Raw genomic sequence first — 26,138 nt, forward strand, 5'->3', positions numbered from 1 at the left:
GCCCTGGGACGGGCGCTCACCGGTAGGACTCAGACGCGGCCGAAGGCCACGCTGCTGGTCCAGATCTTCGCCTTGGCGACCGGACGACCCGGCTTCGAGGCGTGCCACAACATGTTCCCGCCGGCGTAGATGCCGACGTGGTACACGCCGCCGCCACCGCTCTTGAAGAACACGAGATCGCCGGGCTTGGCGGTCTTACGGGTGATGTGCTTGGTCGCGCTGTACTGCGACCGCGCCGTACGGGGCAGCTTCTTGCCGGCCTTCTTGTAGACGTAGCCGGTGTAGCCGGAGCAGTCGAACCCACGGGTGGTGGTGCCGCCGTACCGGTACGGCGTGCCCTTGAGCTTCGCCGCTTCCTTCAGCACCTTGGCGCGGAAGGTGGTGGTGCCGGAGCTCGCGGCGACGCCGCGGTTCCCGTAGAGCACCTTGTGCTTGGCGGCCCAGGTGAGCCGGCCCCAGGTGTTCTTGTCCATATAGCCGGTCGCGCGCAGACCCCACGAGGTCTGGAACTTCTTCAGCACGCGGACGGTGCTGTTGCCGAAGTAACCGTCCGGACCCAGGTGCAGAGCCTTCTGCACGTACTTGACGGTCGGGCCGGAGTCGCGGAACCGGAGTAGCGGCCGGCTCGGGATGCTCATGTGGCCGCGCGCCTGCGCTGCCGTCATGGTCGTCGCCGAGGCGGTGGCCGGCGTCGTGGCGACGCTCAGTGCGGCGCCACCTCCGACGGCGAGGCCGACCGAGAGGACGGCCGCCGCGGCCCGCGGGGTAGCGGGCTTGGTGGTCTTGCGGTGCTTCGCCAGGGTCCGGCCGGTAGGCCGGGAGGTACTGGACTCGCTGTGGCTGACGGCGCGCGAAAGCGACGTCCGCCGGGCAGTGACGGGCATGGTTGTCTCCCGACGCCTGTGAAGTTAGCTGTCGGGTTCGGGCTGGGATTCATAGCCCGGTCCGCTCCCGCGGACTTCACCCCAGGGTTTCGACCACTCACGGTCGAAGCCCAACTTCCTGGGTCCCCCACTCCTGCCAAAGTTGTTCGAGGGGAGCAGGCGGGCCTTGGCAGGACTCGGCGTTGACCCGACTGCGGTTCGTGGTTATTTACCGAACCGCCGACGACTGTATAACAGAACGATCACGACGCAAACCCTCAGATCCACAGGGACCCTCCCAAAAGGCCCTGGAGGGCTCTCTGACGGGTCAAGGGCCTGGGGTGAACACCAGGTGTCCTGAGCGCGTCTGAGCGGGGCGCAGGCGGCAGAGCAGCGTTCTGATGTGACGCCGGTCACATTTGAAGATTGCTTTCTGTGACAGTCGGCACAGTGGGTATTCAGGGCGCATTCCGGGCGCACTTGTAGCGCACTCAGTGCGCACTCGGAGCGCCCCGAAGGCGCGGTGGATTCAGCTGGTTCCGACCAGCTCGCGGAAGCGTTCCAGGCCGACGTTCCCGCCCGACAGGACGACTCCCACGCGCTCGGGCAGCCCGTGGATCCGTCCGGCCAGCAGTGCCGCCAGTGCGCACGCCCCACTCGGCTCGAGCACGATCTTCAGCCGCTCGAACGCGAACGCCATCGCGGTCAGGATCTCCTCGTCGCTGACCAGCTCGAAGCTCTCCACCAGCCGCCGGTTCACCCCGAAGGTCAGCTCGCCGGGCGTGGAGATCGCTTGTCCGTCCGCGATCGTCCGGGGTACGTCGATCTCCACCCGCTCGCCCGCGGCCAGCGACCGGGCGTGGTCGTCCCCGGCGGCCGGCTCGACGCCAATCATCCGGATCCCCGGCGACATCAGCGTCGCCGCCGTTGCGCAGCCGGCCATCAGCCCGCCGCCCCCGACCGGGACCAGCAATGCCCCGAGATGGCCGACCTCCTCGATCAGCTCCAGCGCGACCGTGCCCTGCCCGGCCATCACGTCGTAATGGTCGTACGGCGGAATCAGTGTGAGCCCCCGCTCGGTCGCCAGCTCCTTGGCCAGCGCGGCCCGGTCCTGGGTGTAGCGGTCGTAGCTGACCACCTCGGCGCCGTACCCGCGGGTGGCGGCGAGCTTCGTCGGTGGAGCATCCGACGGCATCAGGATGACTGCCTTCGTGCCGGCGATCCGGGCGGCCAGGGCGACGGCCTGGGCGTGATTACCCGAGGAGTAGGCCGCGACGCCGTACCCGAGCTGTTCCGGGGTGAGCCGGCTGATCGCGTTGAAAGCGCCGCGGAACTTGAACGCACCGATCCGCTGGAAGTTCTCCGCCTTGAGGAAGACCTTCGCGCCGACCCGCTCGTCCAGGGTCCGTGACGTGAGCACCGGCGTACGGTGCGCGACGCCGGCGATGCGGTCCGCGGCGGACCGGACGTCTGTGAGACTCAGCTCTGCCATGAGCTGACGTTATCTGCTCGGCGCGATCTGCTTCGGTGCGATCTGCTTCGGCGCGATGTCAAGATCGCCCGGGCGGCTCCGTACTGATGGACGAGAGGCGCCCACACCGGGCACCCCGGGCGAAGGAGACATCAAATGAAGTACCTGCTGGTCCTCAACATCAACCCCGACGTGCTGGCCGCGCTGAGCGAGGCGGAGCAGCAGGCCATCGGCGCCGGCCACGGGAAGTTCATGGAGACGATCAAGGCGTCGGGCGAGTTCCACAGCACGGTCGCGCTGAAGCTGCCGGACCAGAGTGCGGTGGTGAAGGTCCGCAACGGCGTACCGGCGGTGACGGACGGGCCGTTCGTGGAGTCGAAGGAGTTCCTCGGCGGCTACTACCTGATCGAGGCGGCCACTCCGGAGCGCGCCTACGAGCTGGCCGCGATGATCCCCGACGCGGGTATCGAAGGGCTCGGCGTCGAGGTCCGGCCGGTGGAGTTCTCCGACGGCCTCTGACGGTCCCGACTGTTCTGACGGCCTCTGACGGTCCTGACTGTTCTGACGGGTTCTGACAAGCAGAAGGGGTTCTCCACAGGTGTGGAGAACCCCTTGTTTTGCTGAGGTATCAGTCAGTCTGGTCGTCGACCTTCGCGTCGGGCGCGTTCTTCTTGATCGACTCGATGCCGTTCTCGGCCGCGGCCTTCGTCTTGTAGCTCTCGCTGCTGGTCGCGATCACTTCGCCGTTCCCGGCCTTCAGCCGGAACCGGAACTCGCCGGACTTGTCCTTGTACAGCTCGAACTTCCCCGCCATCGGTATACCTCCACCTGGATTGGTATGACTGCGCTTCGGAGCGTAGCGCCGTCAGCCCGCCGGGACCTCGCGCACCACGCCGGGTGGGCCGGACCAGCCAGGCCACGGCCCGGGTGGCGGGCCGTCCCCGTCGGGCCGCTCCTCTTCCACTGTCTTGTACGGCGTCAATCCGCGCGCCTGGTAGTTCTTGAGGGCGGCAGGCCCGTCGAGGGTGTTCGTGTTCACCCAGACCCGGGTGATCGGGTCCACGCCGGCGTGACGCTCGTGGAGGGTCCACGCGTTCCGTAGGCCGACTGTCAGCAGGTGACCGCCGATGCCGCGGCCGATGAACCCGCGCAGCAGTCCGAAGTTCTCGATCTCCACCTCGTCGTTCAGGCCGCGTATGGCGATGTAACCGGCCGGCACACCGCCCACCCACGGCACGTACGTCTCGAAGCCGGGCCGGCTCAGCCACTCGACCCACTGGTCCCAGTTCCAGCCGAGCTTGCCGATCCAGTGCCAGTGCCCGCCGACAGCGGTATAGAAGTACCGCGCGAACTCTGGGGAGACCTCTTCGACCAGTCTGACCTCTACCGGCTGCTCCTTCGCTGGAACGAGCTCGTCCGGGCTGTGCTGCTGCAGATAGGTGATGACGCTGATTGCCAAGCCGCTACTCCTTGTCCAGTACGCCGCAGATGCCGGCGACGACCAGTTCGATCCCCAAGGTGTAGTAGCGGTCGTTCGACGACGGACAGACCAGGGTGTCCGCAGCGGCGGTGATCAGCGGGTACTTCCGCGGTGGGAGGGCGCCGAGCGCCGCACGCTTCATCCGCAACGAATCCTCGCGCGTGTCCGGGTCATTGGCTTCCCGGGTGATCGGATCCGTGGTCACCAGCGTGATCAGCGTGCAGATCGACTGCCGGCCCACCTCGGCCGCGTCGTCGACCGAGAACCCGCCCTCGGTCAGCAGTTCCATCGTCCGCTCGGCCATGTCCAGTCCGGCCTCGGACACCAGGATGCGGAACAGGGTGAGGTCGGCCAGTCGCGGGTGCCCGCGTAGCGCGGTCACGAACGCGGTCAGCACCTTGTGCAGCTGCTTGTCCCACGGCTCGTCGGTCCGCTCCGGCAGCACGACGTCGGCCAGCAAGCGGTCCCCGAGCGCGGCCAGCAGGTCGTCCTTGTCCTTGAAATGCCGGTACAGCGCCATCGGCGTGACCTCGTGCTGAGCGGCCAGCCGCCGGAACGTGACGGCGGCCGGACCCTCCTCGTCCGCGATGGCCAGCGCGCTGTCGACGACCTTCTCCGGATCCAGGCGGCGGGCGGTCTCTTTGGTGATCACGTTGACAAGTTTACACCGTAGACTTACCGTCTACTACGTAAGCTTACGACGTATACATACGGCGTAGACTCTTCTTCCAGCGAGGTAGACATGCGACGCAGTCCTTGGGCCACCCTGGCGGTGCTGGCCCTGGCGCAGTTCATCGTGGTGCTCGACGTGACGATCGTGAACGTCGCGCTGCCCAACATCCAGGCGGACCTGAACTTCTCCGCCGATTCCCTGCAGTGGGTGATCAACGCCTACACGCTGCTCTTCGGCGGCTTCCTGCTCCTCGGTGGCCGGATGGCCGACCTGCTCGGGCCGCGGCGCGTGTTCGTGGCCGGCCTGGTCCTGTTCGGCGTGACGTCGCTCGTGGCGGGGCTGTCCAACTCACCGGAGTTCCTCATCGGTGCACGCGCCGTACAGGGTCTTGGTGGTGCACTGTTGTCACCCGCCGCGCTGGCGATCCTGACAATGACGTTCGCGCACGGCCGGGAGCGGAACATCGCCATGGGCGTGTGGGGTGGTCTCGCAGGTCTCGGTGGGACGCTCGGTGTGGTCGCCGGCGGCGTACTGGTCGATTCACTCAGCTGGCAGTGGGTGTTCTTCGTCAACGTGCCGATCGTGATCGCACTGGTTGCCGTGGTCCCGGTGTTCGTTCGCGACGTACGGCACTCGACTGGTCGGCGTACGTTCGACACCCTGGGCGCAGTGCTCGGTACGGCGGGCCTGATGGCGATCGTGTACGGCGTCGTGCGGTCGGAGCCGTCGGGATGGGGATCGGCTGAGGTTATCGGCGTACTGGTTGCCGGAGTGGTCCTGCTGAGTGCGTTCATCGTGGTCGAGCGGCGGTCTGCTGCTCCGCTGGTACCGATGCGGCTGTTCCGGTCGCGTGCCTTGAGTGTTTCGGGTGCAGCGCTCGGTCTGAACGGTGCTGCGTTCCTCTCCATGTTCTTTCTGACTGCTATCTACCTGCAGCAGGTCCGCGGGGACAGCGCGCTCGAGGCGGGTGTGCACTTCCTGCCGATGGGCGGTGCGGCGATCCTCGGCGCGGTCCTGGCCTCACAGCTCGTGCAGCGCCTTGGTACTCGGACAGTGCAGCTGGGTGGCGCCGTACTGAGTGTTGTCGGTCTGCTCCTGCTCTCGCAGGGGGATGCGACCGGAAGCTATGTGTCGCAGCTTCTGCCGGGCCTCATCATCTTCGGGTTCGGCATCCTCGGGGTCGGCGTTCCCGGTCAGATCAACGCGGTCTCCGAAGTCCGGCCCGCTGAGGCTGGTGCCGCGTCCGGTGTCGTCAACGCCATGTACCAGGTCGGTGGAGCGCTGGGCCTGGCGATCGTCACCACGCTCTCTATCTCTCACACCACGAGCGAACTGACACACGGCGCCAGCCAGCAAGCAGCCCTACAGTCCGGCTTCGAACGCGGCCTCCTGGTAGCCGCCCTCTTCTCAGTAGCCAACGTCCTCCTAACCCTGGTCACCCCCCAGCTGCAGCCCACCCCAGAACAACTAGCCGAAGCAACAGCCGCAGCCTGATTCTTCGTTCTGAGAAGCCCCGGACACATTGGCCGGGGCTTCTCAGCTGAGGTGATCGAGCAGGATCAGCGCGGCCTCATGGCGAGCCCGGGCGTAGATCTGGAGCGATTCGTCGACGGCGCTCGGGTCGTCGAGTGGCTCGGTCAGCGGGTAGGTCGACGCCACTGCGGCAATTTGGTCGCCACGCAGGAGCAGGTTCGGGCTGGGGGAGGCGGTCGGATGCTCGGCGAGCCGGCGATGGAGCCGGCCGAGTACGGCGCCGGCGGCTTCCCACCGGGCGCCGGTGAGCCCGCCCTCAGCGGTCTCGGCGTCGTCGACGTACTCCCACAACGACATCGGCGGCGACGCCTCGACCAGCTCGCATCAGCGACCCGATAGTTGACCGTCGCCGTACCCGCCTGAATCCGCACCACATCGACCGGACGCACGCCGTACGCCCGAATCAAGGCGTCACCGAGAGCACCTGCGAGCATGCGCCCGAGTGTCCCATGAGTGCACGAGACTCGACGGTTTCCCCGTGCGGGTGGGGTTTGGTCTTGCTCTGGATGGGGTGCGGGTTGAGGATGCGAAGGGTGAGGGAGGCCCGATGAGGATTCGTCGATTGGTGGTTGCCGCGACCGTTTCGTCCGCGTTGGTTGCGGGGGTGGTTTCGGTGCCTTTGGCTACTGCTGCGCCGGCTCGACCGGCATCTAGTGGGTATACGCCGCCGCCTGTGCAGTGGGGGGCGTGTGACGTTCCGCGGTTGGTGAGTGCGGGGGCACAGTGCGGGTATGTCGTCGTACCGCTGGACTACGACCGTCCGAATGGGGCGAAGATCCAGCTTGCGGTTTCGCGGGTCAAGCACAAGACGCCCGACGCGCAGGCGCAGGGGCCGATGCTGGTGAATCCGGGTGGGCCGGGTGGGTCCGGACTGATCTACGCGATCTTCGGTGACTTCGTCCCGAATGGGGCTGGTGACTCCTACGACTGGATCGGATTCGACCCGCGGGGTGTCGGCGAGAGCAAGCCGGCCTTGAGCTGTATCCCTGACTACGCCGGCTACAACCGGCCGTTCTATGTGCCGGTCACCCAGAAGCTCGAGCAGACGTGGCTCAAGCGGTCCAAGGCCTACGCGAAGGCTTGTGACGCCGACCAGCACGCACTGCTCAGCCACCTGAAGACCATCGACTCGGTGCATGACATGGAGAGCATTCGCAAGGCTCTCGGCGCACCGCAGATCAACTTCTACGGATTCTCGTTCGGCACCTACCTCGGTCAGGTGTACGGAACGCTGTACCCGAGCAAGCTGCGCCGCGCAGTCTTCGACGGTGTCGTGGACGCACGCCGGGTCTGGTACGGCGCCAACTTCGACCAGGACATCGCGTTCAACAAGAGCGTGAAGGTGTTCTTCCAGTACGTCGCCGCCCACGACTCGACCTGGCACCTCGGCAAGACCGAGGCAATCGTCGAGCTGCGGTACTACGCCGAGATGCACAAGCTGATCGGCCACCCGGCCGGCGGCAAGATCGGCCCGGACGAGTGGAACGACGTCTTCACGCAGGCGGCGTACTACGTGTACGGCTGGGTCGATGTGGCCAACGCGTTCGCCGCGTGGGTGCACGACCGTGATGCCGCCCCGCTGGTCGACCTGTACGGCGGTCCGCCGTTCGACGACAACGAGTACGCCGTCTACCTCGGCGTGACGTGCACCGACGCGCCGATGCCGAGCAACTGGAACACGTGGCGGCGCGACACCTGGCGTACGTACGTCAAGGCGCCGTTCCTGGCCTGGAACAACACCTGGTTCAACGCGCCCTGCGTGTACTGGCCGGCGAAGGCCGGTCGCCCGGTGAAGGTGGACGGCAGCAAGGTCAAGAGCGCCTTGCTGATCAACGAGACTCTCGACCCGGCCACGCCGTACTCGGGGGCGCTACAGACCCGCAAGACCTTCCCGCACTCGGTCCTGATCGAGGGTGTCGGCGGGACTACCCACGCCGGCTCCCTGTCGGGTGTTACCTGTACTGACGATCGCATTGCGGCCTACCTGCAAACCGGTGCGCTTCCCGCGCGCCGACCAGGCAACCGCTCCGACGTGCAGTGCGATCCGGTGCCCGCACCCGAACCGGCGGCCGCGACCGCTGCCAAGTCCGCGAGCACAACAGGCACCTCTGCTTTGCGGGTTGCCCTGTCTCCTCGCTGAGCATTGCCAAGAGCACTCCGCCTTTGTGAGCAGGCGGAGTGCTCTTTGTCAGCGTGCGGCTGTGAGCAGTGCGGCGTTCTTACGCTGGATGGCCTTGATCGCGCCGCTGGTCCAGCCCGGCTCCAGCGGTGCCGAGAGCGGGTCAGGGAAGATCTCCTCGTCCCCAGCCGCCAGGCCGTCGAAGATCGCGTGCGCAACCGACGCCGGTGACGCCTTCGCTATCGGGATGTCCTTCGACATCTCGGTATCAACCGGCCCAGCCAGCACGGCGTACACCCGGACGCCCTGCAGCGACAGGATCGCCCGCTGTGCCTGGGTGAGTGAGAACGCGGCCGCCTTGGAGATCGAGTACGCCGGATTCGTCGGCACGCTCGCGAGGGCCGCCACCGACGAGATGTTCACGACCGCGCCCTGCGATTGGATCAGGTGCGGGGTGAAGGCGGTGGTGGTGGCGAGTGGGCCGAACAGATTGACGGCCAGGTGCTGTTCGATCACGGTGCGGTCGCCGAGGTCGTCGTACAGCATCAGGCCGGCGTTGTTGATCAGCATGTCCAGGGCGTCGACGCTCTCGGCGGCGCTCTGGATCTGGGCTTCGTCGGTGACGTCGAGGGGCAGTGTGGTGACGCGCTCGTCCGGGTGATCGAGCGGCTTGCGCATACCGGCGTACACGCGGGAGGCGCCGCGTCGGAGTGCCTCCTCGACCAGGGCCTGGCCGATGCCTCGGTTGGCGCCGGTGATCAGGACGGACCGGCCTGCGATGGGGTCGTTCGACATCTTGCTCCTTCGGTCTTGGGCTTACCGAGGGACAGACACGACGGGATCGGAAAACTGGGCGGCGACCAGTTTTGTCGGCGGGCGGTGTCAGCATCAAGGACGAAAGGGGAGTCATGGCGGACGAATTGCTGCAGCGCGCTCGGGCCGGAGACCGAGAGGCCTTCGCGGAACTGGTCGACCCACATCGGCGCGAGCTGCAGGTGCACTGTTACCGGATGCTCGGGTCGTTGCAGGACGCGGAGGACGCGCTGCAGGAAACGTTGCTCTCGGCATGGGTTGGGCTGGCCGGATTCGAGGGCCGGGCTTCGGTGCGCACCTGGCTCTATCGGATCGCGACCAACCGTTGCCTCAACGTACTGCGATCTTCTGCGCGCCGGCCTGTTGCGGCGACCCCGCTCCCGGTCCCGCCGCCGGAGCCGTCGAGGCTGGGTGAGGTGCTGTGGTTGCAGCCGTATCCCGATCTGCTGCTCGACGGACTGCCCGATCAGGCGCCGGGACCCGAGGCGCGGTACGAGACGCGGGAGGCGATCTCGCTCGCGTTCGTGACCGCCGTACAGCTGTTGCCGCCGAATCAACGGGCGGTCCTGCTTCTGCGCGACGTACTGGGGTATCGGGCTCGGGAGGCTGCTGAGTTGCTGGGGTTGAGTGAGGACGCTGTCAACAGTGCACTCAAGCGGGCTCGGGTGACGATGGACGCGACGGACACGACGAGTCGCACTGCGGACGGACCCGAGGAGCGTGCTCTCGTGGACCGTTTCGTCACGGCCTTCTCCAGTCAGGATGTCGAGGCTGTGCTCGCCTTGATGACCGATGATGCCTGGGTGCGGATGCCCCCGCTTCCCTTTGAATACAGGGGAACCGAGGCGATCCGCCGCTTCTTCACCGCCATCGAGGCCCACCGCCAGCAGATCGTCAACGTGGTCCCGACCCGGGCCAACGGACAGCCGGCGTGGGGTGAGTACCTGCGCGATCCGGTCACGGGCATCCAGCACATCATCGGCATCCTCGTCATCGGCATCTCGGCCGGCCGTGTCGACGAGATCATCCATTTCGAGACCACGTTGGCGCCGTACTTCGGTCTGCCCCGCACCCTGGATTAGTTTGGTTCGTTATGACTGCGCTGACGTGGCCTGGCTGCCGTAATGTCCGAGACCTCGGTGGAACGCCGTTGGCCGACGGCGGGCAGGTGCGTGCGGGGGCGCTAATCCGCAGCGACAACCTCGATCAGCTGGACGACGCCGGGCTGGCTGCGGTCGATGCCGCCGGCATCAGTCGGTTCGTCGACGTCCGTAGTGCGTGGGAGTGCGCGAAGTTCCCGTCGCCCTTCGCCGCCGACGATCGCTGGCTCAACGTCCCGCTGACCGATCCCGACGATCCGGATGGTCCGGATCTGTTCGAGCAGTACCTCGTCCTCATCGACGATCGCTCGGACCGGTTCGCAACGGCCATCGGCGCTATTGCGGACGCCCCTCCTGGGTGCGTTGTCGTCAACTGTCACGCCGGCAAAGACCGCACGGGTCTCGTAATAGCGCTGGCCCTCGACGTTGTCGGCGTACCGCTCGAGGTCATCGCCAGCGACTACGCCACCACCACCTACGAGTCGGACCCACCCCGACCCGAGACCATCCTCCGCATCCTCACCCATCTGCAGACCCGGTACGGCGGAACTGCCCGCTACCTGCAGGCATCCGGCGCAACCGCGGCCCAGCTCGCGTCCCTGAGATCCCGCATGACGTCTTAGTGGGTGCCCGGGGGAATACCCCGATGTGTTCGTGGCTCGACTTCGTGAGGGTTGAGGAAACGACACTGGGGATCGGAGTTGGAATGAAGTTGGCGGCGCGGGGTTTGGTTGCTGTAGTGACGGCGGCCGTGGTTGGGGTGGTGCCGGGCGTGGCTTTTGCCGGGTCGGATCGCGGGGCATTGCAGGAGAAGCTGGACGGGGTGACGGCGACCAGTGCGGTCGGGGCCGTGGCGGAGGTGCGGGACGGGCATCGGGTCTGGCGTGGCGGTAGCGGAGTCGCTGTACGAGAGACATCGCAGCCGGTGCCGATTCGGGGGCAGTTCAGGGTCGGGAGTGTCACCAAGACCTTCGTGGCGACGGTTGTCTTGCAACTCGTGGCCGAGGGGAAGTTGCGGCTGGACGACTCGGTCGAGCACTGGCTGCCGGGCGTGGTGCCGAACGGTCAGAACATCAGCGTGCGCGAGTTGCTCAACCACACCAGCGGTCTGTTCGACTACCGCCTCACCCTGCCCCGACCGGGCTCACCGGAGTTCCTCGATCTTCGGTGGCGGACGTTGACGCCGGCCGAACTGATGGCGCCGGCGCTCGCACATAAGCCGGATTTCGAGCCAGGCAAGGGATACTCGTACTCGAACACCAACTACCTCCTCGTCGGCGAGATCATCAAGAAGGTCACCGGTCACTCGTACTCCGATGAGGTCGAGCGCCGGCTGATCAGGCCGCTGGGATTGAGCGGTACGACGATGCCGCGGACGTCGCCGTGGATCCGCGGCGCGCACATGCATGGATATCTGCCGACCGACGCCGGGATCATCGACTACACCGACATGAACCCGACGCTGTTCGGCGCCGGTGGTGACATGATCTCGACGGCTTCGGACCTGAACCGATTCTTCGACGCACTCCTCGGCGGACACCTCCTGCCGGCCCGGTTGCTCAAGGAGATGAAGAAGCCGGGCATCGAGGAGAGCACCTACGGTCTGGGCCTGTCCTGGCACGACACGTCGTGCCACATCCCCGTCTACGGCAACGACGGCGATGCCCTTTCGTACCAGGCGTACTCGTACTCCACCGAGGACACCCGCAAGCAGATCACGGTCGCAGTCACCCCGAACTTCATCAACAACCCCGACGCCGCCGTCGACGCAGTCATAAACCAAGCAATCTGCAACTGACCGAGATCCACACACCTCAGTCTGACCGTTTGGCACTGCTGCGGAACGGTCAGACTGGGAGGGGAGGCCAGGCGCTGCGGGGAGGGGGCTCGGGACGTTGGAACTCGCGACGCTCGGCACCGACGAATGGCAGGTGCTGCGAGAACTCCTGCTCCGAGCCCTCAAGGATTCCCCAGCCGCCTACATCTCGGACTACGAGTCAGAAGCCGCACGAACAGAGACAGGCTGGCGAGAGCGATTCGTCAACGTCCAATGGGTCGTGGCGCGGCTTGGTGATCGAACGATCGGCCTGGCCGCGGCAAGGCGGGTCGAGGATCGTGCGCCGGACGAGCGGCACATCGAATCGGTCTGGGTCGATCCGAGACATCGACGTACGGGCGTTCTGCGCGCGATGCTGAGGCACCTGATGGAGATGGAGCCGAGCGTCCGGACCTGGCTCGTCTGGGTCCTGGACGACAACCTGCTGGGGCGCCGGGTGTACGAACGCCTGGGTTTCCGCTCAACCCTGGAGAGCCAGCCCCTCGAGGACGGCACCGGCCGCCGGGAGCTCCGCCTCGGGTTCTGGATCGCTCCACGGTCCGGCTGACCTGACCTCGGCGCCGTACCCGTACGAGATCCATTTCTCCAGCCCGAGCTCGCTCAGGGCGTCAGGCTCGCTGAGCACCGAGGTGTAGCGCCCGAGCACCCGCTGCCAGTGGAGCTCGTCCTCCTGCCAGCTCTCGATGAAGTCGACACAGAGCTCGGGCGTGATGCCCTGTGCCTGCTTCCTGGCCTTGCGGAGCGACTCTTCCGCATCGAGCACCGTGCGGTTGTCCACGCTGTACTCCGCCTGGGTCAGGCGATCCATGGTCCGCTGGATCATCGTGCGGCGACTGGCCGCAAAGTCCTCCCAATGGCCCTTCCGGCCCGCAGCTGCCAATTGCTCCTTGAACTCCCAGCCGGGCGTGCGCTCGAACAACGCGTACAGCCCCTCTGCCAGCAGATCCCCGAACTCCTCCCGCGCTGCACGCTCAGGGTCGTAGAAAGGCAGGTACTCCGCCTGCTTGACCTCGCCGATCTTGGGCAATGAGCGCGCGGCAGCGTGCCGCGCGAAGAACAGCCAGTCCTCGTTGTAGATGTCCGGGAAGAACGACAGGTTCGGGTGCCGCAGGTTGACCCCGAGCGAGGCACCACTGACGAAGACATCCTGAGCGAGGCCGGCCAGACGCCGCGCATGACAGACCACAGAGTTGTCAGGGAACTCCCGGCTGACCATCGACGCCACCGGATGACGATCGAGGACGCTCGTCAGCCGCTCGATCTGCAACTGCTTGAACTGGGTGATGTCGTCGTCGACGAAAAGAAGGCTGTTCCAGCCCAGCATCCGGCCCAGCAGCAGACCGAGATTGCGTTTCACACTGAGGTCACTGGCACGGTCGAAGCTGGCCTCGCGGAACCGCTCCGCCGACGTCAGCTCTGGGCCGTCCGGTAGTTGATAGTGCCTGGGCACCTCGACCACGAGAGCACGCGCGCCGAACGTCCTGCCCACCCGCTCCGCGACCCGCTCGACTTGTGCGTATTTGCTGCACAGTACGACGAGTGGCACGGACAGCCTGGCAGACAAGGCGATCACGTGCTTCAACGAGGACGACGGTCTCGCCGTCGGCACCACGATCGCGTCCAAACGACTGCGGCTCTTCGGGACCACGGTGGCGGACACATCGCGGAGTAGAGATGCGTGGGACTGGTTGTGCCTGAGTTGGCGGCTCACTCCGCGGCCTCGTCACTCGAAGGCCACTCGAAGAGCCGGTTCTCGGGGTTCTCCAGGTCGGGCGAGATTGCTTCGCCATTCACCACCGGCACGCGGAGGACCATGACGAAGGACCCGCCGGGGAACTGACTGGCGACGTACGCCTCATTGCGTTCGCGGACTGCGAGGTCGGTGAAGGTGCGGACCGCGCCCAGTACGCCTCGGCTGTAAACACCGTTGCAAATAGTGATGGTGCGGCGGTGGTTGAACGGATTTGGCAGCCGTGCGACCAGCCCGACATCCTCGATCAGATCGTGCCGTTTGCCGTTGCGCCAGACGTCATCCATCTGCGCGCTCTTGAGTTGCTTGGCGCTTGGGAGTTCCGTTGCGGCGCCTTCGCGTGGCTCCCACTCCGGACGGAACTCTTCGCCGTCCGGCCGCCTGAAGATCTCGCCGTTCTCCAGGTCGGAGACCTTGACCTGCTGGACGGGGAGTTCGTTCAGGACGCGCTGGAGCCGATTGGTGACCTGGTTCCACGCGATGCCGCCGAGCACGATCAGATGGCCGGACAGGTCGTCGGCAACGATCTCGGCGGGGAGCCGATGACCCACCTTGAGCTCTGGGTTGGAGGCCCGGATGTGTCCCCACAGCTCGACCAGCGAGTCGAGATCCGCGTAGCGATACATCCGCGTGTGATTGGGGTTGTCTTCTGCCGCCATCGGCGACCGGCCCTCGACCGGCGCCTCGGGACAGATGATCGTGATCGGGCCATGCTCGAAGTCGTAGAGATACGAGCCACCGATCGACGAGCCGACCTGGCCACGCACCGCGTCGCGCAACCCGATGAGCTCTCGGTGCAACGTGTTGAAGCGCTCCTGAGCAGCCGCGTTCAGATCCTGCTCGCGGGGGAGTTGAGTTGCGTCATCGGTCGTAGAGAACAGCAACGCGTACGAACGAAGCCGCTCGGCCGGTGGCAGCTTGGGGTTGCCGGCCGACTCCCATGAGCTGATCGTTGCCATCGCGACCCGGGTGTCGTCACCGCTCAATGCCTGCGCGAGGGCCTTCTGGGTCAGCCCTCGGGACTCGCGCAGGTCGCGGAGTCGCCTGGCGAGTACTACGGCCTCTGCTGAGGGGGCCACTGAATCACTCCCAAAGGGCGCAAGTGTCCAAGATTCGGTCACCCTATACCTATCTACCGCTCTACACCGACTTCATCTGAAGTCCAAGACGGCAATCTTTACGGTGTGGTGATCTACGGCGCGCGCTCCTGACTCAGTGCACCTCTCTATGAGCAAGTTGTGACAACACGCCTCCGATTGACCGGATAGCACCGTAGTTCTACCGTAGTACTGAAGTCAGGTTGTAGCCAGTTGAAGCCACCCAGTACTCGAAAGACAGGAGAACCGGCGGACCCCACCGGTGTGAATCGCTTGACCGAAGCAGGTGCCCCTCATGAGCTGCTCTACCCCCGCAACACAGACGCTCACCCCGACGCCTCCACCCATCGCCGACCCGCTACGGCCATGACCACCGCTCGGGGGGAGGCCGCGGCGATCGAGGCACTGGAGCTCGGTCACTGGCGGCAGGCCGCGCGCGTACTTCGGGAAGGACAACTGGCCGATGCCTACCTCGGCGCCGATCTCCGCACGATTGCCCGGGCGATGGCCTACCGCGCGGCCGGCGACCATGGATTGGCCTGGACGACTCTCGGTCTTGCCGCGGCGAGCAGGCATCGCCGGCAGCCGGGGCTCCCGGTCCTTCCGGCCAAAGGCGATGTTGTCCGGCTGGCGCTGCCGCCTCGTATCGGTGGCGCGGCTGAACTCGCCTTCCGTACTGTTCGCCTGATCTGGCGTGAGCAGGGTGAGTTGAGCCTCCTGCGCCGGCAGGCCGCCGATCACCCGATCGGCAGCACGCAGGATCGCCACATCCTGGTGCTCGTCTTCGTCGAGTACCTCTGCTGGGTCGAGGCCGATCGCGACACCTGGCTCCAGGAGCCCGCGCCGGATGACGAGAGCGCGGCGGTCGAGGCGCGCATCGACGAGTTCCGGGAACGCCGCCGCGACGGCTTTCTCCGCAGCGCGACCGACCTGCGCCAGCTCGCTCGTCCGGCGGCCGGCCGGATGACGAAGTCCGTGTGGGATCGCGCCGACCAGTACTACGGTCTGCGGCGACTGGCTACCCGCGAGTTGGCCGCGCGCAAGGCGCCACCGTGGGTCGACACCGCGACGTCGGCCGACTGCCCGGTCCGCGCGAACGCCCAACACGCGTGGTCGATCGCGACCGGGCACTGATCGCTACTGTTTTTACACGGCCTTTACCAGCGAATCCTTCAGACTTAACCTTTGGGGAACCGTGGTCCATCGCACGGTCGGCCGTCGATGCCGTTGACATCGTCAACAATCTCGACAGCCGGCACCGGCAGCGCGCGAAGGAGGTTCGACCTGATGATCGTCGCCCTGACCGCGTCCGGCACCGGCGAGCCCGACGTGCGGATCACCGAGTCGCAGCCTGCCGACCTGGTCGGGGAAACCGAGCTGGAGCCAGGCTTCAGCGTCGAGATCGACCTGGCTGCGCCAGAGCGATGGCATTCGGTCACCGTGCGGAGCTGGGATGATGTCGACCCTGCGCTGGCGGACGCGGTCCTCGGAGCGGACGCCGTACGACGTATTTCTGCCAATCGCCCGGCGGATCGCCTTCCGCTTGAGGTGGCGCCGGAGGGGCCCTGGCAGCGGATCGCGGTCATCGACGCCTTGGACAAGTGGCTGCAGCTACCTCTCAACCAGGCTTTGCTGAACGCCGAACGTGCAGTTGCCCGGGCGCGGGCCGCGCGATCGTTGCGCCGAGGGCCGTCCCGGGAAATGCTCACCGAGCACGCAATGGTGCTCGCACGACGTTCGTCTGACGAGCTGGCTCGCTGTTTGGCCGAGCTGTCGGACTCGGCGGCATCGTTGCCGCGGGCACTCTTCTCCGGCCTTTCGCGGCTGACCAACGGATACGCGACCCTGGCCCGTGAGGTAGACGGTCCGGACCAGGCCTTCGCGAGTGTGGCCGAGGCGTGGGTCAAGCTGAAGGCGGCGGTGCGGGTTGCTGGGTCATCCCGGCTCGCTGACAGCTCCGCGTCGTACGAGGTGGACCATTTCGGCGAGCTCGCGCTGAGTAGTGCGGTGGATCCTCGGCAGGTGCGTGCGCGCATTGTCGACACCGATCTGCGGGGGCCGGAGATCCGGTTGGTGATGACGCCGGAGAAGTCGGCGGTGCGGGCGATGGTGCCGGCGTACGGTCCCTATCCGCCCTCGGCGGTCCACGCGGATCGGTTGATGATCCGGCTGGTGGACAGCCGGTCGGGTACGGCGTACGAACCTGTCTTGCTGACGTTGAAGTCCGGGCGCGAGGCTGAGCGGTTGGGCGCTCGTACGCCGGTCTTCACCGAAATGGTGCCGCTGCGTGGTGCGCGTCTCGAGGACCTGCGGGCGGATGTCTTCGATCCTGAGAGTGAGGCGCCGCCGGCCTGGACGGATACCGACGACGACCTGTTGCGTCGGCGGCGGGCGCAGTTTGTGCTTGGGGAGTGGCGGCGGGTGGCTGCGGAGGCGCGGTTGTCGCGGGGGCTCAAGTTGCGGAATCGGCGGTTGGCGCGGATGGTCGACGTACTGCTGGAGACGTTGCCTGACGCGGGTACGCCGGCCTTCGCGGGCGGGCCTTCTCCGGCAGATGTTGCGCGGTTGATCGAGACAGGGACGCTCGGGTCGTCCCAGTGGTTTGCCAGCACGCGTGGAGCCGGCGAGCCGTTGGTTGCGGAGCTCGCGGCGGCGTATTCAGGTCGGTGAAGGTGGGGACGGTGCCGTCGCGGCATCGTTGTTCGCCTTACCCTGCAGGGCAATCGCCTAATGGAGGCCAGACGCGCGTCCGCGATCCGATGCGGACGTAGCTCCGTCGAGTGAGGAGCGCAGAGGAGTGGCCGTCCGCCGAGCAAACAGTCTGAGCACCAGGCGCGATCTGGTGCTGGTCCGTCCGTCCCGCAGTACCGACAACCAGCGATCCGATGGGGTGAAGCAGATCGGATCGCGGATCGCGTCGCGGCCCGCGACCGCGATGTGGTTCCTGATGGCAGCCGACCTGGCAACGGTTGTCTGGATGTACACCGTGGGTTCGTGGCTCGACCACACGTCGAAGTTCACGGCTACTGCGACGCTGGGCGGTCACCACATCATCTTGCTGGTGATCGCAGCTGTTGCTTTCGCGACGCTGGCAACGCTTGCTGTGCTGACGGATGGGTTCAGTCAGGTGACGCCGAGGTTGGCGTTGGCGAAGAACCTGGCCTGCATTCTGTCGGTCGTTGCGCTGACTGGGTTCATCGCCCTCATCCTGGCTGGGTTGGTGAGCCGGGTGCTGTTTGGGCAATTGCGACCGTGAAGCGACAAAACGCCGTACTCGCCGCATCTTAGGGGTATGAGCTCTCGTGCGTACTTGATTCCCGCCATCGTCGTCGGGCTTGTTGTGGCTGCGTGCGGGAGCGAGGTGCCGACTGGCTCGGCTGGTGTGACGCCTAGTACGACGGCCTCTTTGAGTGGTGTGCCGGCGTCGGGTAATCCGGCAGTGATCCCGGCAGTCCCGGCGCCGCCGGAGTTCGTCGACCGGGCGAAGGTCGTGGCAGATGCCGTCCGGGCTGCCGGGATCCCGAAGCCTCCGGAAGGGATCTTCCTGCGCGGGACTCGTTCGCCGGGCCTCGCATTCGACACGACCGAGCAGAAGCTGGCCTGGTCGGCGGGCAATGTTGTCATCGCGCCTGGCGTACGGATTCCGCCAGGCGGCGGTTCCCGCGTCGATTTCGCCGACGGATCAAGCGTCCCGACTACCGTTCTCGACGCTCGTCCTGCTTTGGCCGGCGAGATCGGCTCGCAGGCCAGCAATTGCCGGAGCATCCCGGCCGCGCTGTGCAAACTCACGATCACCGCTGTGACGCTGGGAACGGCCAAGATCGACACCACCCGCGGCCCGGCGACAGGCCCTGCTTGGTCCTTCACCGTCAAAGGGCTCTCGATCAAGATCGTCGTACTCGCGGTTCCCCAAGACGTGCTGAAATCCCCGGCACTCCCTGTCCCTCCGACAAGCCTCCCCACGCCGTCGCGAAATCTACTCTCGCCCGACGCTCTCAGGCGGGCCGACGGCAACATCCTCACGTTCACCCTTAACCACGGCGCGTGCGACCCTAACCTCGCATCCCATGTCGTCGAATACGACGACCTGGTGGTCATCGGAGGAACCCACACCGCCTTCTCCGGCGGCTGTATAGCGGTCCTCCGCAGCACCCCCACCACCATCACCCTGACGCAACCCTTGGGCGACCGCGCCGTCATCACCGCCGACACCGGCATCCGCCTCTTCGTCGACCCGCCAAGGTGATCCCTCGCTAGCAAAACTCCGAGGTGGAATTGGCCTGCCGCAATAGACTTGTCATGTGAGCATCTTCTGGGTGGGCGGTCCAGCGGCGGCAGGCAAGACCACGGTGAGCCGCCTGTTCGCGCGAAAGTACGGATTTCTCTGGTACAGCGTGGATGCGCATGCATTCGACCATGAGAAACGCGCCGCCGCAGCCGGTCTCCACGTCCTCGGCACCGGCCCAGGAGATTTCGACCGCCGACCAATGATCATGGAAGATATTCAATCCGTGCGTACGTCGGTAGTCGTCGAAGGCGCCTTCGTCACGCCCCAGATGGCCGGCGTCGCCGAGAACGCCGTCTGGCTGATGCCTTCCAAAGAAGAACAACGAGCCAGATTGCAACACAGAAACCCAGACACCAACCACGAAGGCTACATCTGGGGCTGGGACCTGATCCGATCCCAACTCAAAGACACTAACGCAACCATCATCCCAGTAGACGGCCAATCCATCGACCAAACCCTCAAAGCCGTCGAACACGCCTTCAGTGCAATCCTGGAACCCAGACATATTCACGACACCAAATGATGAGGTACATCTATCTGGTTACGCATCCTGAGGCGCAGCATCATGTTGACGGGATTGTTGGTGGCTGGCACGACTCGGAGTTGACCACCCGTGGGCGCCTGCAGGCCGAACGGATCGCCGACGTACTGGCAAGCAGGATTGGATCCCAGCCAGTTGAGGTCTACTCGTCTGATCTTCGTCGAGCTAGTCAAGCAGCAGAGCGAATCGCCGGCAGGTTCTCCGTCGAAGTTCATACCGATCCGCGCCTTCGCGAGAGATCAAACGGAGAAGCCGACGGTCGTCCCCAATCGTGGCTGGACGAGCGCCGCATCCCACTCCCCGAGTACGGCGACCGGCTGGGCCACCACGACGGACCAGCCGGCGCGGAAACCCGAATGGCCTTGGTCGAACGCCTGTACCCAGCCCTCGACGACATCCTCCGCCAACCGGTCGCAACCCAGATCGTCGTATCCCACGGATCCGCCTCGAGCTACCTGATCGCGGCCTGGATCGGCATGCCAATGACCTCAACAGACCGAGTCTTCTTCCCCCTGACCTCCGGCAGCATCACCACGCTTCGCCGCAACGACACCCACCACAGCCACCAGGTCCTCGCCCTCAACGAAACCGAACACCTACAGGCCGTGTGAGCGCCGTACGGCGTCAGCGGGTTTCCGGAGCCGGTGCGTCATGCGTCGGAGTGGTGGCCGCAGGTGGTGTCCGCCGGGCCGCCCGCAGTACCCCGGTCACGGCGCCGATGAGCCACAGCGCGACGGCCACGGACGCCATGCCCCCGCTCCAGAAGCCGGACAGGCACAGTACGACGACGGCGTACGACACCCAGACCGCCCACCTCGGGAGGACACCTGCCTGCTGGGCGATCCGCGTCGTCACGGCGACCAGTACGCCGCAACCGATCAGCCCGGTGAGTGCGACGACCTGCCCTGCCATGCCGAGCGCGCGGACGGTGTTCGGATCGGCGGTGAACTCGTCCGACCATGCAGCGAACGCGCTGCCCAGATCAAGTGAGACACCGGTGATCATCAGCCCACCGAACAGCGCTGCGGCCGGCACGGTCGCGTGCGCGAGCGGGTCGCCGCCAGACAGCCGGTCCAGTACTCGGCGCAGCCCGGTGGCGAACCAGAGCAGCAGCGCCACCCCGGCGGAGAGGACGGGCAGGCCAACGCCGGCGGCGGCCTGCCGTGCGTCGTTGTTGAGCCTCGCAAGGATGTCCTCGTCCGACATGCTTGGATCGTCGACACCGACCAGGTAGCACAGCGCGACCGCGACCACGAGCAGCACGATTGAAGCGGCGCCCGCCCACCCCGCGCGCCGAAGAGCTTGTGACTCGTCCATGCCGCCTCCCCACGGCCATGGGAGGTCGGAGATCCCCCCGGCGCGAAGTAGCGCCGGTTCGAGTGTGCGCGCGTACCGGGCCGTCCGACAACCGGTCAGAACGGGCTGGCGGCGTTGAGTTTCGCGGCGACCGGGCTGAGCTCGACGACGAGTTCGTCGATCTCGTGCGGCTCGAGACAGGTGTACGCCGGAGCCGCCAACTCGTCGGTGAGTTCCTCGATCTCGGTCCTCAGCTTCCGGCCCGCCGGTGTGAACCCGCCGGCCGCGTCGACCAGGCCGCGGAGCCGGAGACCGTCGACGACCGCTTCCAGCTGGTCGTCGGTGAGCGGGTCGAGCCGGCCGAAGTCTCGCGGCTTCATGTCCGAGTAGAGCGCTTGCAGTACGTGCGACTCCTGCCCGTCGATGGCAGCTGCGACCAGGGCGGTCACGTGACCGTCACCTCGGTGTTCGCGGAGCAGGGTGGCCGCATGCCAGAGGCGAGCAAGGGGCTCCTCGGGTACGGGCAGTGAGCGGAGTCCGGCGTACAGCATCCTGCCCTCCATCGGCGCGTTGAACGCGGCCCTCAAGGCGAGCTCGGCGGTCCGTGCGATCGCGGGGCTGTCGGCCAGCTCGCCGAGGATCCGGCGGAGCGCCTTGACGCAGCCACGCTCGCGGGCGGCGAGGACGGCCTCCGGCGTGGCGACCTCCCAGACGCTCGGGATGCACGCGGCTACCTCGCCTGGGGTGAAGTTGTAGAACAATGCGTCCACGACCTCGGCCGGTACGCGCCCGAGTGGCGCCGACCTTGAGGCGAAGTACAGCGGCCAGTAGCTCTCGTACCCGAGCGCCTGCAGCTCTTCGTCCGGCTCGTCGGCCATGTAGGCAACTTCATGGATCGGTACGAACAGCTCCTTGAGTCGCCGCGCCACGCTTTCCATCTCGGTTCTCCAGTCGTCGAACCGGCCTGTCACCGGTCTCTCAACCTACCTACGAACCTCCCGTACCCCTTTCGACACCGCCCTGACGAATTTCTTGCTCAGGGCGACCGCTTTAGGCCGCGCTCTGTTGATTCGACCGCCTGTTAGCGTGCGCGGGTGGAAGATCTGGGACATGTGGCCTGGCCGCCTGAGCCGATCAAGACCGAGAGACTCGTACTCCGTGAGTCCGAGAGCCGGGATCGCGCGGTGTTCGTCGAACTGCTGGCGTCGCCGGAGGTGCACACCTACCTCGGTGGCGCCCGCGCGCGTGACGAGCTCGAGCGCGAGATGCCTGAGGTGCCTGGGCGGTGGCCCGGGAGTTTCGTCGTTGAGCTCGACGGGACGATGATCGGCCATGTCCTGCTCCGGAGAGGAACGGAGCACAGTCGCCCGGCTGCTGCGGGAAAGGCCGATCTCGGCTACCTGTTCTTACCGCAGGCATGGGGATTCGGCTACGCCACCGAGGCCTGCACCGCAGCACTCACCTGGTTCGACACCGTCCTCCCCGGCGAACCAGTAGTCCTAACCACCCAGTCCGCCAACACCCCCTCGATGCGCCTAGCCACCAAACTAGGCTTCACCGAACTAGAACGCTTCGAAGCCTGGAACGCCAAACAATGGCTGGGCCTCCGCGCCCCGTCCACCTGAGCCCTGACGGAGCCGCCGGCTAAGGGTAATCGGTGGGCGTCGAGCTCCGGCTCGGTCTCAGGCTGCGTGGTCTGTACGAGGCGACGAACGGCCTCTTTCACTCGGTACGTGTGGCGACGACTTGCCTTGGGGAGGTGGTGGTCAGGGCCGGTCTCGAATCGCTGGCCTTCCGCTTTCAGAGCGACTGCGATGCCGAGGTGCTGGCGGGTAAATGGGTGGTCTGGCGGGGCCCTCGACGCCGAAGATGACTGCGATGACTACTACTTCCCCCCGAACGGTTCGCTTCGTCGAGATGACCAGTACGGCGCTGAGCGCGTTGCTCGTCGACGACCGTCCCGCGGCGCAGACCGAGCTCGGCTTCCCACTCGGCGACGAGTTCCTCACCGACCGGGCCAAGTGGCTCTGGCAGTACCGCCTCGATCAGCTGACCCGGGATCCCAGCACCTTTGGATGGCTCGTCAAGCTCGTCGTGGCCGATGGGATCGTGGTCGGGTATGCCGGTTTCCACGGTCCACCGGACGCGGCCGGCATGGTGGAGATCGGCTACACGGTCGACCCGGCGTACCGGAGACAGGGTTTCGCCAGGGCGATCGTGACCGCGCTCCTGGAGCGCGCGGCCGCCGAACCCGCAGTACGGACCGTCCGGGCCACAATCAGCCCTACCAACCAGGCGTCACTGGCCACCATCGCCGGCTTCGGCTTCGTAGAGAACGGCGAACAGTGGGACGAGGAAGACGGCCTAGAACTAATCTTCGACCGCCCCACCCCCTGACCCGTGTCGGGTGGAGTCGTCCTCCGTGGGTGACCGTTGCGGTCTACGTTGCGGTCACCGCCCGGTCCCTCGAACCCGCGGGTCCCGTTCGTGCACCGATCGACCGATGCTGTCCGGGCTGTGCAGAAGGTCTCAGCAGTTACCACTGCAGCGTCTGTCGACCGGTGAGAAGTGAGTAGCACAGGCTATGTGTCCACGATCGAGAGCGGTACGCGTGATCGGGGTCGTTCGAGTGGGGGCCGGCATGCGTGCCCAGGGAAAGAAAATCCCTCCCCGGCTGCCGGAGAGGGTGTGGTGGTCAGGGGCGGTCTCGAACCGCCGACCTTCCGCTTTTCAGTTCGCCGGAGCTGTCCGGGCGGGGAGGCTGCTCCGTTGCTGAGAGCCGTCCACCGGCGATTCCAGACGGCCCCTGATGGTCGGCGTTGCTGGACCTGCCGCTGGACCCGCCGCACCTTAGCCAATCTCGATAGGCTCCGACAGTTTCGGCTTGCTCGGCAGCTTCCCGTCAGCAACCTCGTATGTCAGGACCCGATGCGTGACCGGGTTGTGCTGGAGCCATTCTGCGGCGCTGTGTAGGGCAGCCGTCACGACGGCAGCGTTCGGCGTCTCAGCGTTCTGATCGCAGCGAATCAACACTCGGACGAGGACCTTCGACCCATCAAACCAGTGATCGAATTGGGCGGTGACTGGTCGCTGCACACCCTTCTGTTGACGCATCCTGCTCCACAGCCGCTCAAGCGCAGGCTGCACGATCTGTTCGTAGATCTGCTTCCCGAGACCTTCGATGGTCGGCTCGACGAGCTTCTTCACAAGGTAGAGGCCGAGACCGATCAGGGCTCCCTCGATGAGAATCGTCGCCTTCGGGCCTTGCTGCGGCGGGAACGGGGGAGCGTCCGGGTATCGAGCCTCGACTGTCCCGCCGTCCTCATTCGTGATGCCCAGTCCTTCCAGCGCTGGGATGACCTCCTGCTGGAATGGCAACCCGACCTCGCGGAAGTCGTGCAGTTTGCCGCCGATGATGCCAACGACCATGGAGCCATCGACAGCCAGTTCCGAATCACTCATGGGCCGAGCGTATTTCTTACCTCAGACAGAGTCACTGGCTCAGCCGGGCCACGCGTGGAGTGCGCACGGCGGGCGACGTGGTCCTGGCTGAGCGCTGCGAATGTCACGCGACTGATGGTGCTTTCGCGACCTAGTGTCCACGGATAGCTCACCTCCATACTGAGGGCACGCTCGCATTGGAGGGGAAACTATGACCCGCTGGCAGAGGCAGGCTCGACACACTTTGGGCCTTGTGTTCACGGTAACTGGCGCGCTCCTCCTCTGGCGCGCAACTCTTCTGACAGAGGAAGAGGAAGAGGAAGAGGAAGAGGAAGAGGAAGAGGAAGAGGAAGAGGTAGCGGGTGATGTAGGTGGGGCAGAAAGGCTCCGACTTGCTGGTGGCCCCCTGCCGAAGTCCTCGCCGACTGCTAGGAGGAGGTCTGATCAAATCCCAGCCCTGCGACCGCACCAGCGGCGCTACCTGGCCGCGGTTGATCGAATCATCATCACCTACAGCGGACTTGCGGCCCGCAAGTTGCGCAGAGCTCGCAATCTCGAGGCGCTCACCTTGGTCTTCGCAACGACTGTTCCTGTCGCTATCGCAGCTCAATTGTCAGGCTGGGTCGCCGCCTCGCTGGGCGCTGCTGCAGCCGTTGCTCAGGGGTTACAGCAAGTCTTTCAGGACCGGCGTCACAGTGCCGAGATGCACGCGATGGCTGTCGAGCTAACACGAGCACGCAGGCGCCTGGGGTACAAACTCGGCCAGCAGGCAGACGAGGGGGCGCGCAGCCGAACGTTCGACGGATTTGTAGAAGAGGTAGAGGGAGCCTCCGGTGACATCGGCGGACGACTGCTGGACATCCTGCGACCTGATCAGGGAGTCAGCAGTCCTCGGGAGGTCGGTAAGGCAACCTGACGTGTCCTGCCGGCGACTCTTGTGACTAAGGCTTTCGGGTAAGCACGCCTACACTCCCTGCCATGCCCACAGTTCATGAGCCGTCCGCGATGTCGCTGTACCTCTCGATGAGCGTCAACGGTGCACCTCTGGCCAACGGGACGGGAGTCGTCGTCGGACATTCGGGCAAGTTCTGGCTTGTCACCGCTGGTCACAACATCACCGGTCGCGACGCCGTGACTGGCGAGTTGATCTCTCAAAGGACGGGGGCCTGGCCGGACGCCGTGGCGATCCGTCACACCTGGATGGGCCAGCTCGGACAGTGGACAGACCGCGTCGTGCCGCTGTTCAAGGACGGCCAGCCGATCTGGCTGCAGCATCCAAGCGGACCCGTGGTTGACGTAGTAGCGGTACCGCTGCTGGAGCTGGATACGGTCGCCACCATCTATGCCGTCAACCTCGATGCGCCCGGGCTCGCCGAACTGGCTGTTCCCGACGAGGTGAGCATCGTCGGGTACCCATTCAACATCACAAGCGGGGAAGGGTTCCCGGTGTGGACTCGGGGGACCATCGCAACCGAACTCGACTTCGATCACGACGAGCTGCCGATGTTCTTGGTCGACAGCCGGACGCGAACTGGACAGTCTGGGGCGCCGGTCTTCTGGTACTCCAGTCACGGCATGATTCCCGTACGAGGGGGATGGAAGCTCAACGACGGACAGAACCCCCCTCTCACGCTTCTTGGTATCTACTCCGGCCGCACTGATCAACACAGTGACCTTGGCCGAGTGTTCAAGATGTCCGCAGTGAGAGAGGTCATCGAGCACGGGAAGCCGCCCGATGGTGTATCCCCCATCGAGGCATAAGCAGCCGGCTATGCGTTCGAAGGGCAGAGTCGCGACTCCAGCCGCGGCGGCGAGCGGCGCGGGCATGGCCAACTT

29 protein-coding genes and 1 riboswitch are annotated in these 26,138 nt (G+C 65.8%); of the genes, 17 read left to right on the forward strand and 12 right to left on the reverse strand.

The features are described from left to right. Positions 1-29 precede the first annotated feature (29 nt). Positions 30-884, reverse strand: a complete 855-nt coding sequence (locus AB0L70_RS08700) for an NlpC/P60 family protein (RefSeq protein WP_363681562.1) — start codon at positions 882-884, stop codon at positions 30-32. Then, positions 884-1,076, reverse strand: a riboswitch (cyclic di-AMP (ydaO/yuaA leader). (Overlaps the previous gene by 1 nt.) 316 nt (positions 1,077-1,392) lie before the next feature. Then, complete coding sequence (locus AB0L70_RS08705) at positions 1,393-2,355, reverse strand: pyridoxal-phosphate dependent enzyme (protein ID WP_363681564.1); 963 nt, start codon at positions 2,353-2,355, stop codon at positions 1,393-1,395. 135 nt (positions 2,356-2,490) lie between these two features. Here AB0L70_RS08705 and AB0L70_RS08710 point away from each other — a divergent pair, with 135 nt between their 5' ends. After that, entirely contained in the window at positions 2,491-2,853 is a 363-nt protein-coding gene (locus AB0L70_RS08710) for a YciI family protein (RefSeq protein ID WP_363681566.1), read from the forward strand. A 109-nt stretch (positions 2,854-2,962) separates the two neighbouring features. On the opposite strand, the gene AB0L70_RS08715 is transcribed toward AB0L70_RS08710, so the two are convergent. From AB0L70_RS08715 to AB0L70_RS08725, 3 genes are read right to left on the reverse strand one after another with little or no spacing between them, the layout of a single operon-like run. Then, positions 2,963-3,148: a YegP family protein gene (locus AB0L70_RS08715; protein ID WP_363681568.1), complete on the reverse strand. Its 186-nt coding sequence runs from the start codon at positions 3,146-3,148 to the stop codon at positions 2,963-2,965. Positions 3,149-3,199: 51 nt separating this feature from the next. Next, positions 3,200-3,793 (reverse strand): GNAT family N-acetyltransferase, encoded by a 594-nt coding sequence (locus AB0L70_RS08720; protein ID WP_363681570.1) that lies wholly within the window; start codon positions 3,791-3,793, stop codon positions 3,200-3,202. 4 nt (positions 3,794-3,797) lie between these two features. Beyond that, a complete protein-coding gene (locus AB0L70_RS08725; protein WP_363681572.1) occupies positions 3,798-4,466 on the reverse strand; it encodes a TetR/AcrR family transcriptional regulator C-terminal domain-containing protein in 669 nt (222 codons plus the stop codon). Between the two features lie 90 nt (positions 4,467-4,556). Between AB0L70_RS08725 and AB0L70_RS08730 the strand changes: the two genes are divergently transcribed. Further along, positions 4,557-5,981 carry a DHA2 family efflux MFS transporter permease subunit gene (locus tag AB0L70_RS08730; protein ID WP_363681574.1) on the forward strand — a complete coding sequence of 475 codons (1,425 nt, stop codon included), beginning with the start codon at positions 4,557-4,559 and terminating at the stop codon, positions 5,979-5,981. Positions 5,982-6,023: 42 nt separating this feature from the next. Here AB0L70_RS08730 and AB0L70_RS08735 read toward each other — a convergent pair whose 3' ends face one another. Continuing rightward, on the reverse strand, positions 6,024-6,317 hold the full coding sequence (locus AB0L70_RS08735; RefSeq protein ID WP_363681576.1) for a hypothetical protein: 294 nt from the start codon (positions 6,315-6,317) through the stop codon (positions 6,024-6,026). Positions 6,318-6,567: 250 nt separating this feature from the next. Here AB0L70_RS08735 and AB0L70_RS08740 point away from each other — a divergent pair, with 250 nt between their 5' ends. Next, positions 6,568-8,160 carry an alpha/beta hydrolase gene (locus AB0L70_RS08740; RefSeq protein ID WP_363681578.1) on the forward strand — a complete coding sequence of 531 codons (1,593 nt, stop codon included), beginning with the start codon at positions 6,568-6,570 and terminating at the stop codon, positions 8,158-8,160. A 48-nt stretch (positions 8,161-8,208) separates the two neighbouring features. Here the strand turns inward: AB0L70_RS08740 and AB0L70_RS08745 are convergent, their stop codons facing one another. Then, positions 8,209-8,934, reverse strand: coding sequence for an SDR family NAD(P)-dependent oxidoreductase (locus AB0L70_RS08745; RefSeq protein ID WP_363681580.1), 726 nt, complete (start codon positions 8,932-8,934; stop codon positions 8,209-8,211). 113 nt (positions 8,935-9,047) lie between these two features. On the opposite strand from AB0L70_RS08745, the gene AB0L70_RS08750 reads away from it, so the two are divergent. The 4 genes from AB0L70_RS08750 to AB0L70_RS08765 all read left to right on the forward strand — a co-directional run bounded on the left by AB0L70_RS08750 (position 9,048) and on the right by AB0L70_RS08765 (position 12,436). Further along, positions 9,048-10,034, forward strand: a complete 987-nt coding sequence (locus AB0L70_RS08750; protein WP_363681582.1) for a sigma-70 family RNA polymerase sigma factor — start codon at positions 9,048-9,050, stop codon at positions 10,032-10,034. A gap of 11 nt (positions 10,035-10,045) precedes the next feature. Further along, entirely contained in the window at positions 10,046-10,675 is a 630-nt protein-coding gene (locus AB0L70_RS08755) for a tyrosine-protein phosphatase (protein WP_363681584.1), read from the forward strand. A gap of 83 nt (positions 10,676-10,758) precedes the next feature. Then, positions 10,759-11,850 carry a serine hydrolase domain-containing protein gene (locus AB0L70_RS08760; protein ID WP_363681586.1) on the forward strand — a complete coding sequence of 364 codons (1,092 nt, stop codon included), beginning with the start codon at positions 10,759-10,761 and terminating at the stop codon, positions 11,848-11,850. A 97-nt stretch (positions 11,851-11,947) separates the two neighbouring features. Beyond that, the gene (locus tag AB0L70_RS08765) at positions 11,948-12,436 is read left to right on the forward strand and encodes a GNAT family N-acetyltransferase (protein WP_363681588.1); all 489 of its coding nucleotides are present in this window, start codon (positions 11,948-11,950) and stop codon (positions 12,434-12,436) included. Here AB0L70_RS08765 and AB0L70_RS08770 read toward each other — a convergent pair. Both AB0L70_RS08770 and AB0L70_RS08775 read right to left on the reverse strand, forming a co-directional pair. Further along, positions 12,350-13,549: a hypothetical protein gene (locus AB0L70_RS08770; RefSeq protein WP_363681590.1), complete on the reverse strand. Its 1,200-nt coding sequence runs from the start codon at positions 13,547-13,549 to the stop codon at positions 12,350-12,352. The genes AB0L70_RS08765 and AB0L70_RS08770 overlap by 87 nt on opposite strands. A gap of 47 nt (positions 13,550-13,596) precedes the next feature. Continuing rightward, positions 13,597-14,718, reverse strand: a complete 1,122-nt coding sequence (locus AB0L70_RS08775; RefSeq protein ID WP_363681592.1) for a helix-turn-helix transcriptional regulator — start codon at positions 14,716-14,718, stop codon at positions 13,597-13,599. Positions 14,719-15,102: 384 nt separating this feature from the next. On the opposite strand from AB0L70_RS08775, the gene AB0L70_RS08780 reads away from it, so the two are divergent. The 6 genes from AB0L70_RS08780 (at position 15,103) to AB0L70_RS08805 (ending at position 20,176) form a co-directional block, all read left to right on the forward strand. After that, the gene (locus AB0L70_RS08780) at positions 15,103-15,870 is read left to right on the forward strand and encodes a hypothetical protein (protein WP_363681594.1); all 768 of its coding nucleotides are present in this window, start codon (positions 15,103-15,105) and stop codon (positions 15,868-15,870) included. Positions 15,871-16,023: 153 nt separating this feature from the next. Continuing rightward, a complete protein-coding gene (locus AB0L70_RS08785) occupies positions 16,024-17,406 on the forward strand; it encodes a hypothetical protein (protein WP_363681596.1) in 1,383 nt (460 codons plus the stop codon). Between the two features lie 127 nt (positions 17,407-17,533). Continuing rightward, positions 17,534-17,992, forward strand: a complete 459-nt coding sequence (locus tag AB0L70_RS08790; RefSeq protein WP_363681598.1) for a hypothetical protein — start codon at positions 17,534-17,536, stop codon at positions 17,990-17,992. Positions 17,993-18,151: 159 nt separating this feature from the next. Continuing rightward, entirely contained in the window at positions 18,152-18,982 is an 831-nt protein-coding gene (locus AB0L70_RS08795; protein ID WP_363681600.1) for a hypothetical protein, read from the forward strand. A 55-nt stretch (positions 18,983-19,037) separates the two neighbouring features. Further along, positions 19,038-19,547: a hypothetical protein gene (locus AB0L70_RS08800; RefSeq protein WP_363681602.1), complete on the forward strand. Its 510-nt coding sequence runs from the start codon at positions 19,038-19,040 to the stop codon at positions 19,545-19,547. Then, positions 19,547-20,176, forward strand: coding sequence for a histidine phosphatase family protein (locus AB0L70_RS08805; protein WP_363681823.1), 630 nt, complete (start codon positions 19,547-19,549; stop codon positions 20,174-20,176). Before AB0L70_RS08800 ends, AB0L70_RS08805 begins: the two co-directional genes overlap by 1 nt. A 13-nt stretch (positions 20,177-20,189) precedes the next feature. Here the strand turns inward: AB0L70_RS08805 and AB0L70_RS08810 are convergent, their stop codons facing one another. Together AB0L70_RS08810 and AB0L70_RS08815 are read right to left on the reverse strand one after the other, a co-directional pair. Beyond that, on the reverse strand, positions 20,190-20,882 hold the full coding sequence (locus AB0L70_RS08810) for a hypothetical protein (RefSeq protein WP_363681604.1): 693 nt from the start codon (positions 20,880-20,882) through the stop codon (positions 20,190-20,192). 95 nt (positions 20,883-20,977) lie between these two features. After that, positions 20,978-21,799 (reverse strand): MarR family transcriptional regulator, encoded by an 822-nt coding sequence (locus tag AB0L70_RS08815; protein ID WP_363681606.1) that lies wholly within the window; start codon positions 21,797-21,799, stop codon positions 20,978-20,980. Between the two features lie 156 nt (positions 21,800-21,955). On the opposite strand from AB0L70_RS08815, the gene AB0L70_RS08820 reads away from it, so the two are divergent. Further along, positions 21,956-22,486 carry a GNAT family N-acetyltransferase gene (locus AB0L70_RS08820; protein WP_363681608.1) on the forward strand — a complete coding sequence of 177 codons (531 nt, stop codon included), beginning with the start codon at positions 21,956-21,958 and terminating at the stop codon, positions 22,484-22,486. 253 nt (positions 22,487-22,739) lie between these two features. After that, positions 22,740-23,258, forward strand: coding sequence for a GNAT family N-acetyltransferase (locus AB0L70_RS08825; protein WP_363681610.1), 519 nt, complete (start codon positions 22,740-22,742; stop codon positions 23,256-23,258). A gap of 453 nt (positions 23,259-23,711) precedes the next feature. On the opposite strand, the gene AB0L70_RS08830 is transcribed toward AB0L70_RS08825, so the two are convergent. Further along, entirely contained in the window at positions 23,712-24,323 is a 612-nt protein-coding gene (locus AB0L70_RS08830) for a hypothetical protein (RefSeq protein WP_363681612.1), read from the reverse strand. Between the two features lie 190 nt (positions 24,324-24,513). Between AB0L70_RS08830 and AB0L70_RS08835 the strand changes: the two genes are divergently transcribed. Further along, positions 24,514-25,218 carry an SLATT domain-containing protein gene (locus AB0L70_RS08835; protein WP_363681614.1) on the forward strand — a complete coding sequence of 235 codons (705 nt, stop codon included), beginning with the start codon at positions 24,514-24,516 and terminating at the stop codon, positions 25,216-25,218. Positions 25,219-25,280: 62 nt separating this feature from the next. Then, positions 25,281-26,063, forward strand: a complete 783-nt coding sequence (locus AB0L70_RS08840) for a trypsin-like peptidase domain-containing protein (protein ID WP_363681616.1) — start codon at positions 25,281-25,283, stop codon at positions 26,061-26,063. The last annotated feature ends 75 nt before the right edge of the window (positions 26,064-26,138 follow it).

Origin of the sequence: Kribbella sp. NPDC051952 (assembly GCF_040680855.1) — a bacterium.
Lineage (GTDB): Bacteria > Actinomycetota > Actinomycetes > Propionibacteriales > Kribbellaceae > Kribbella.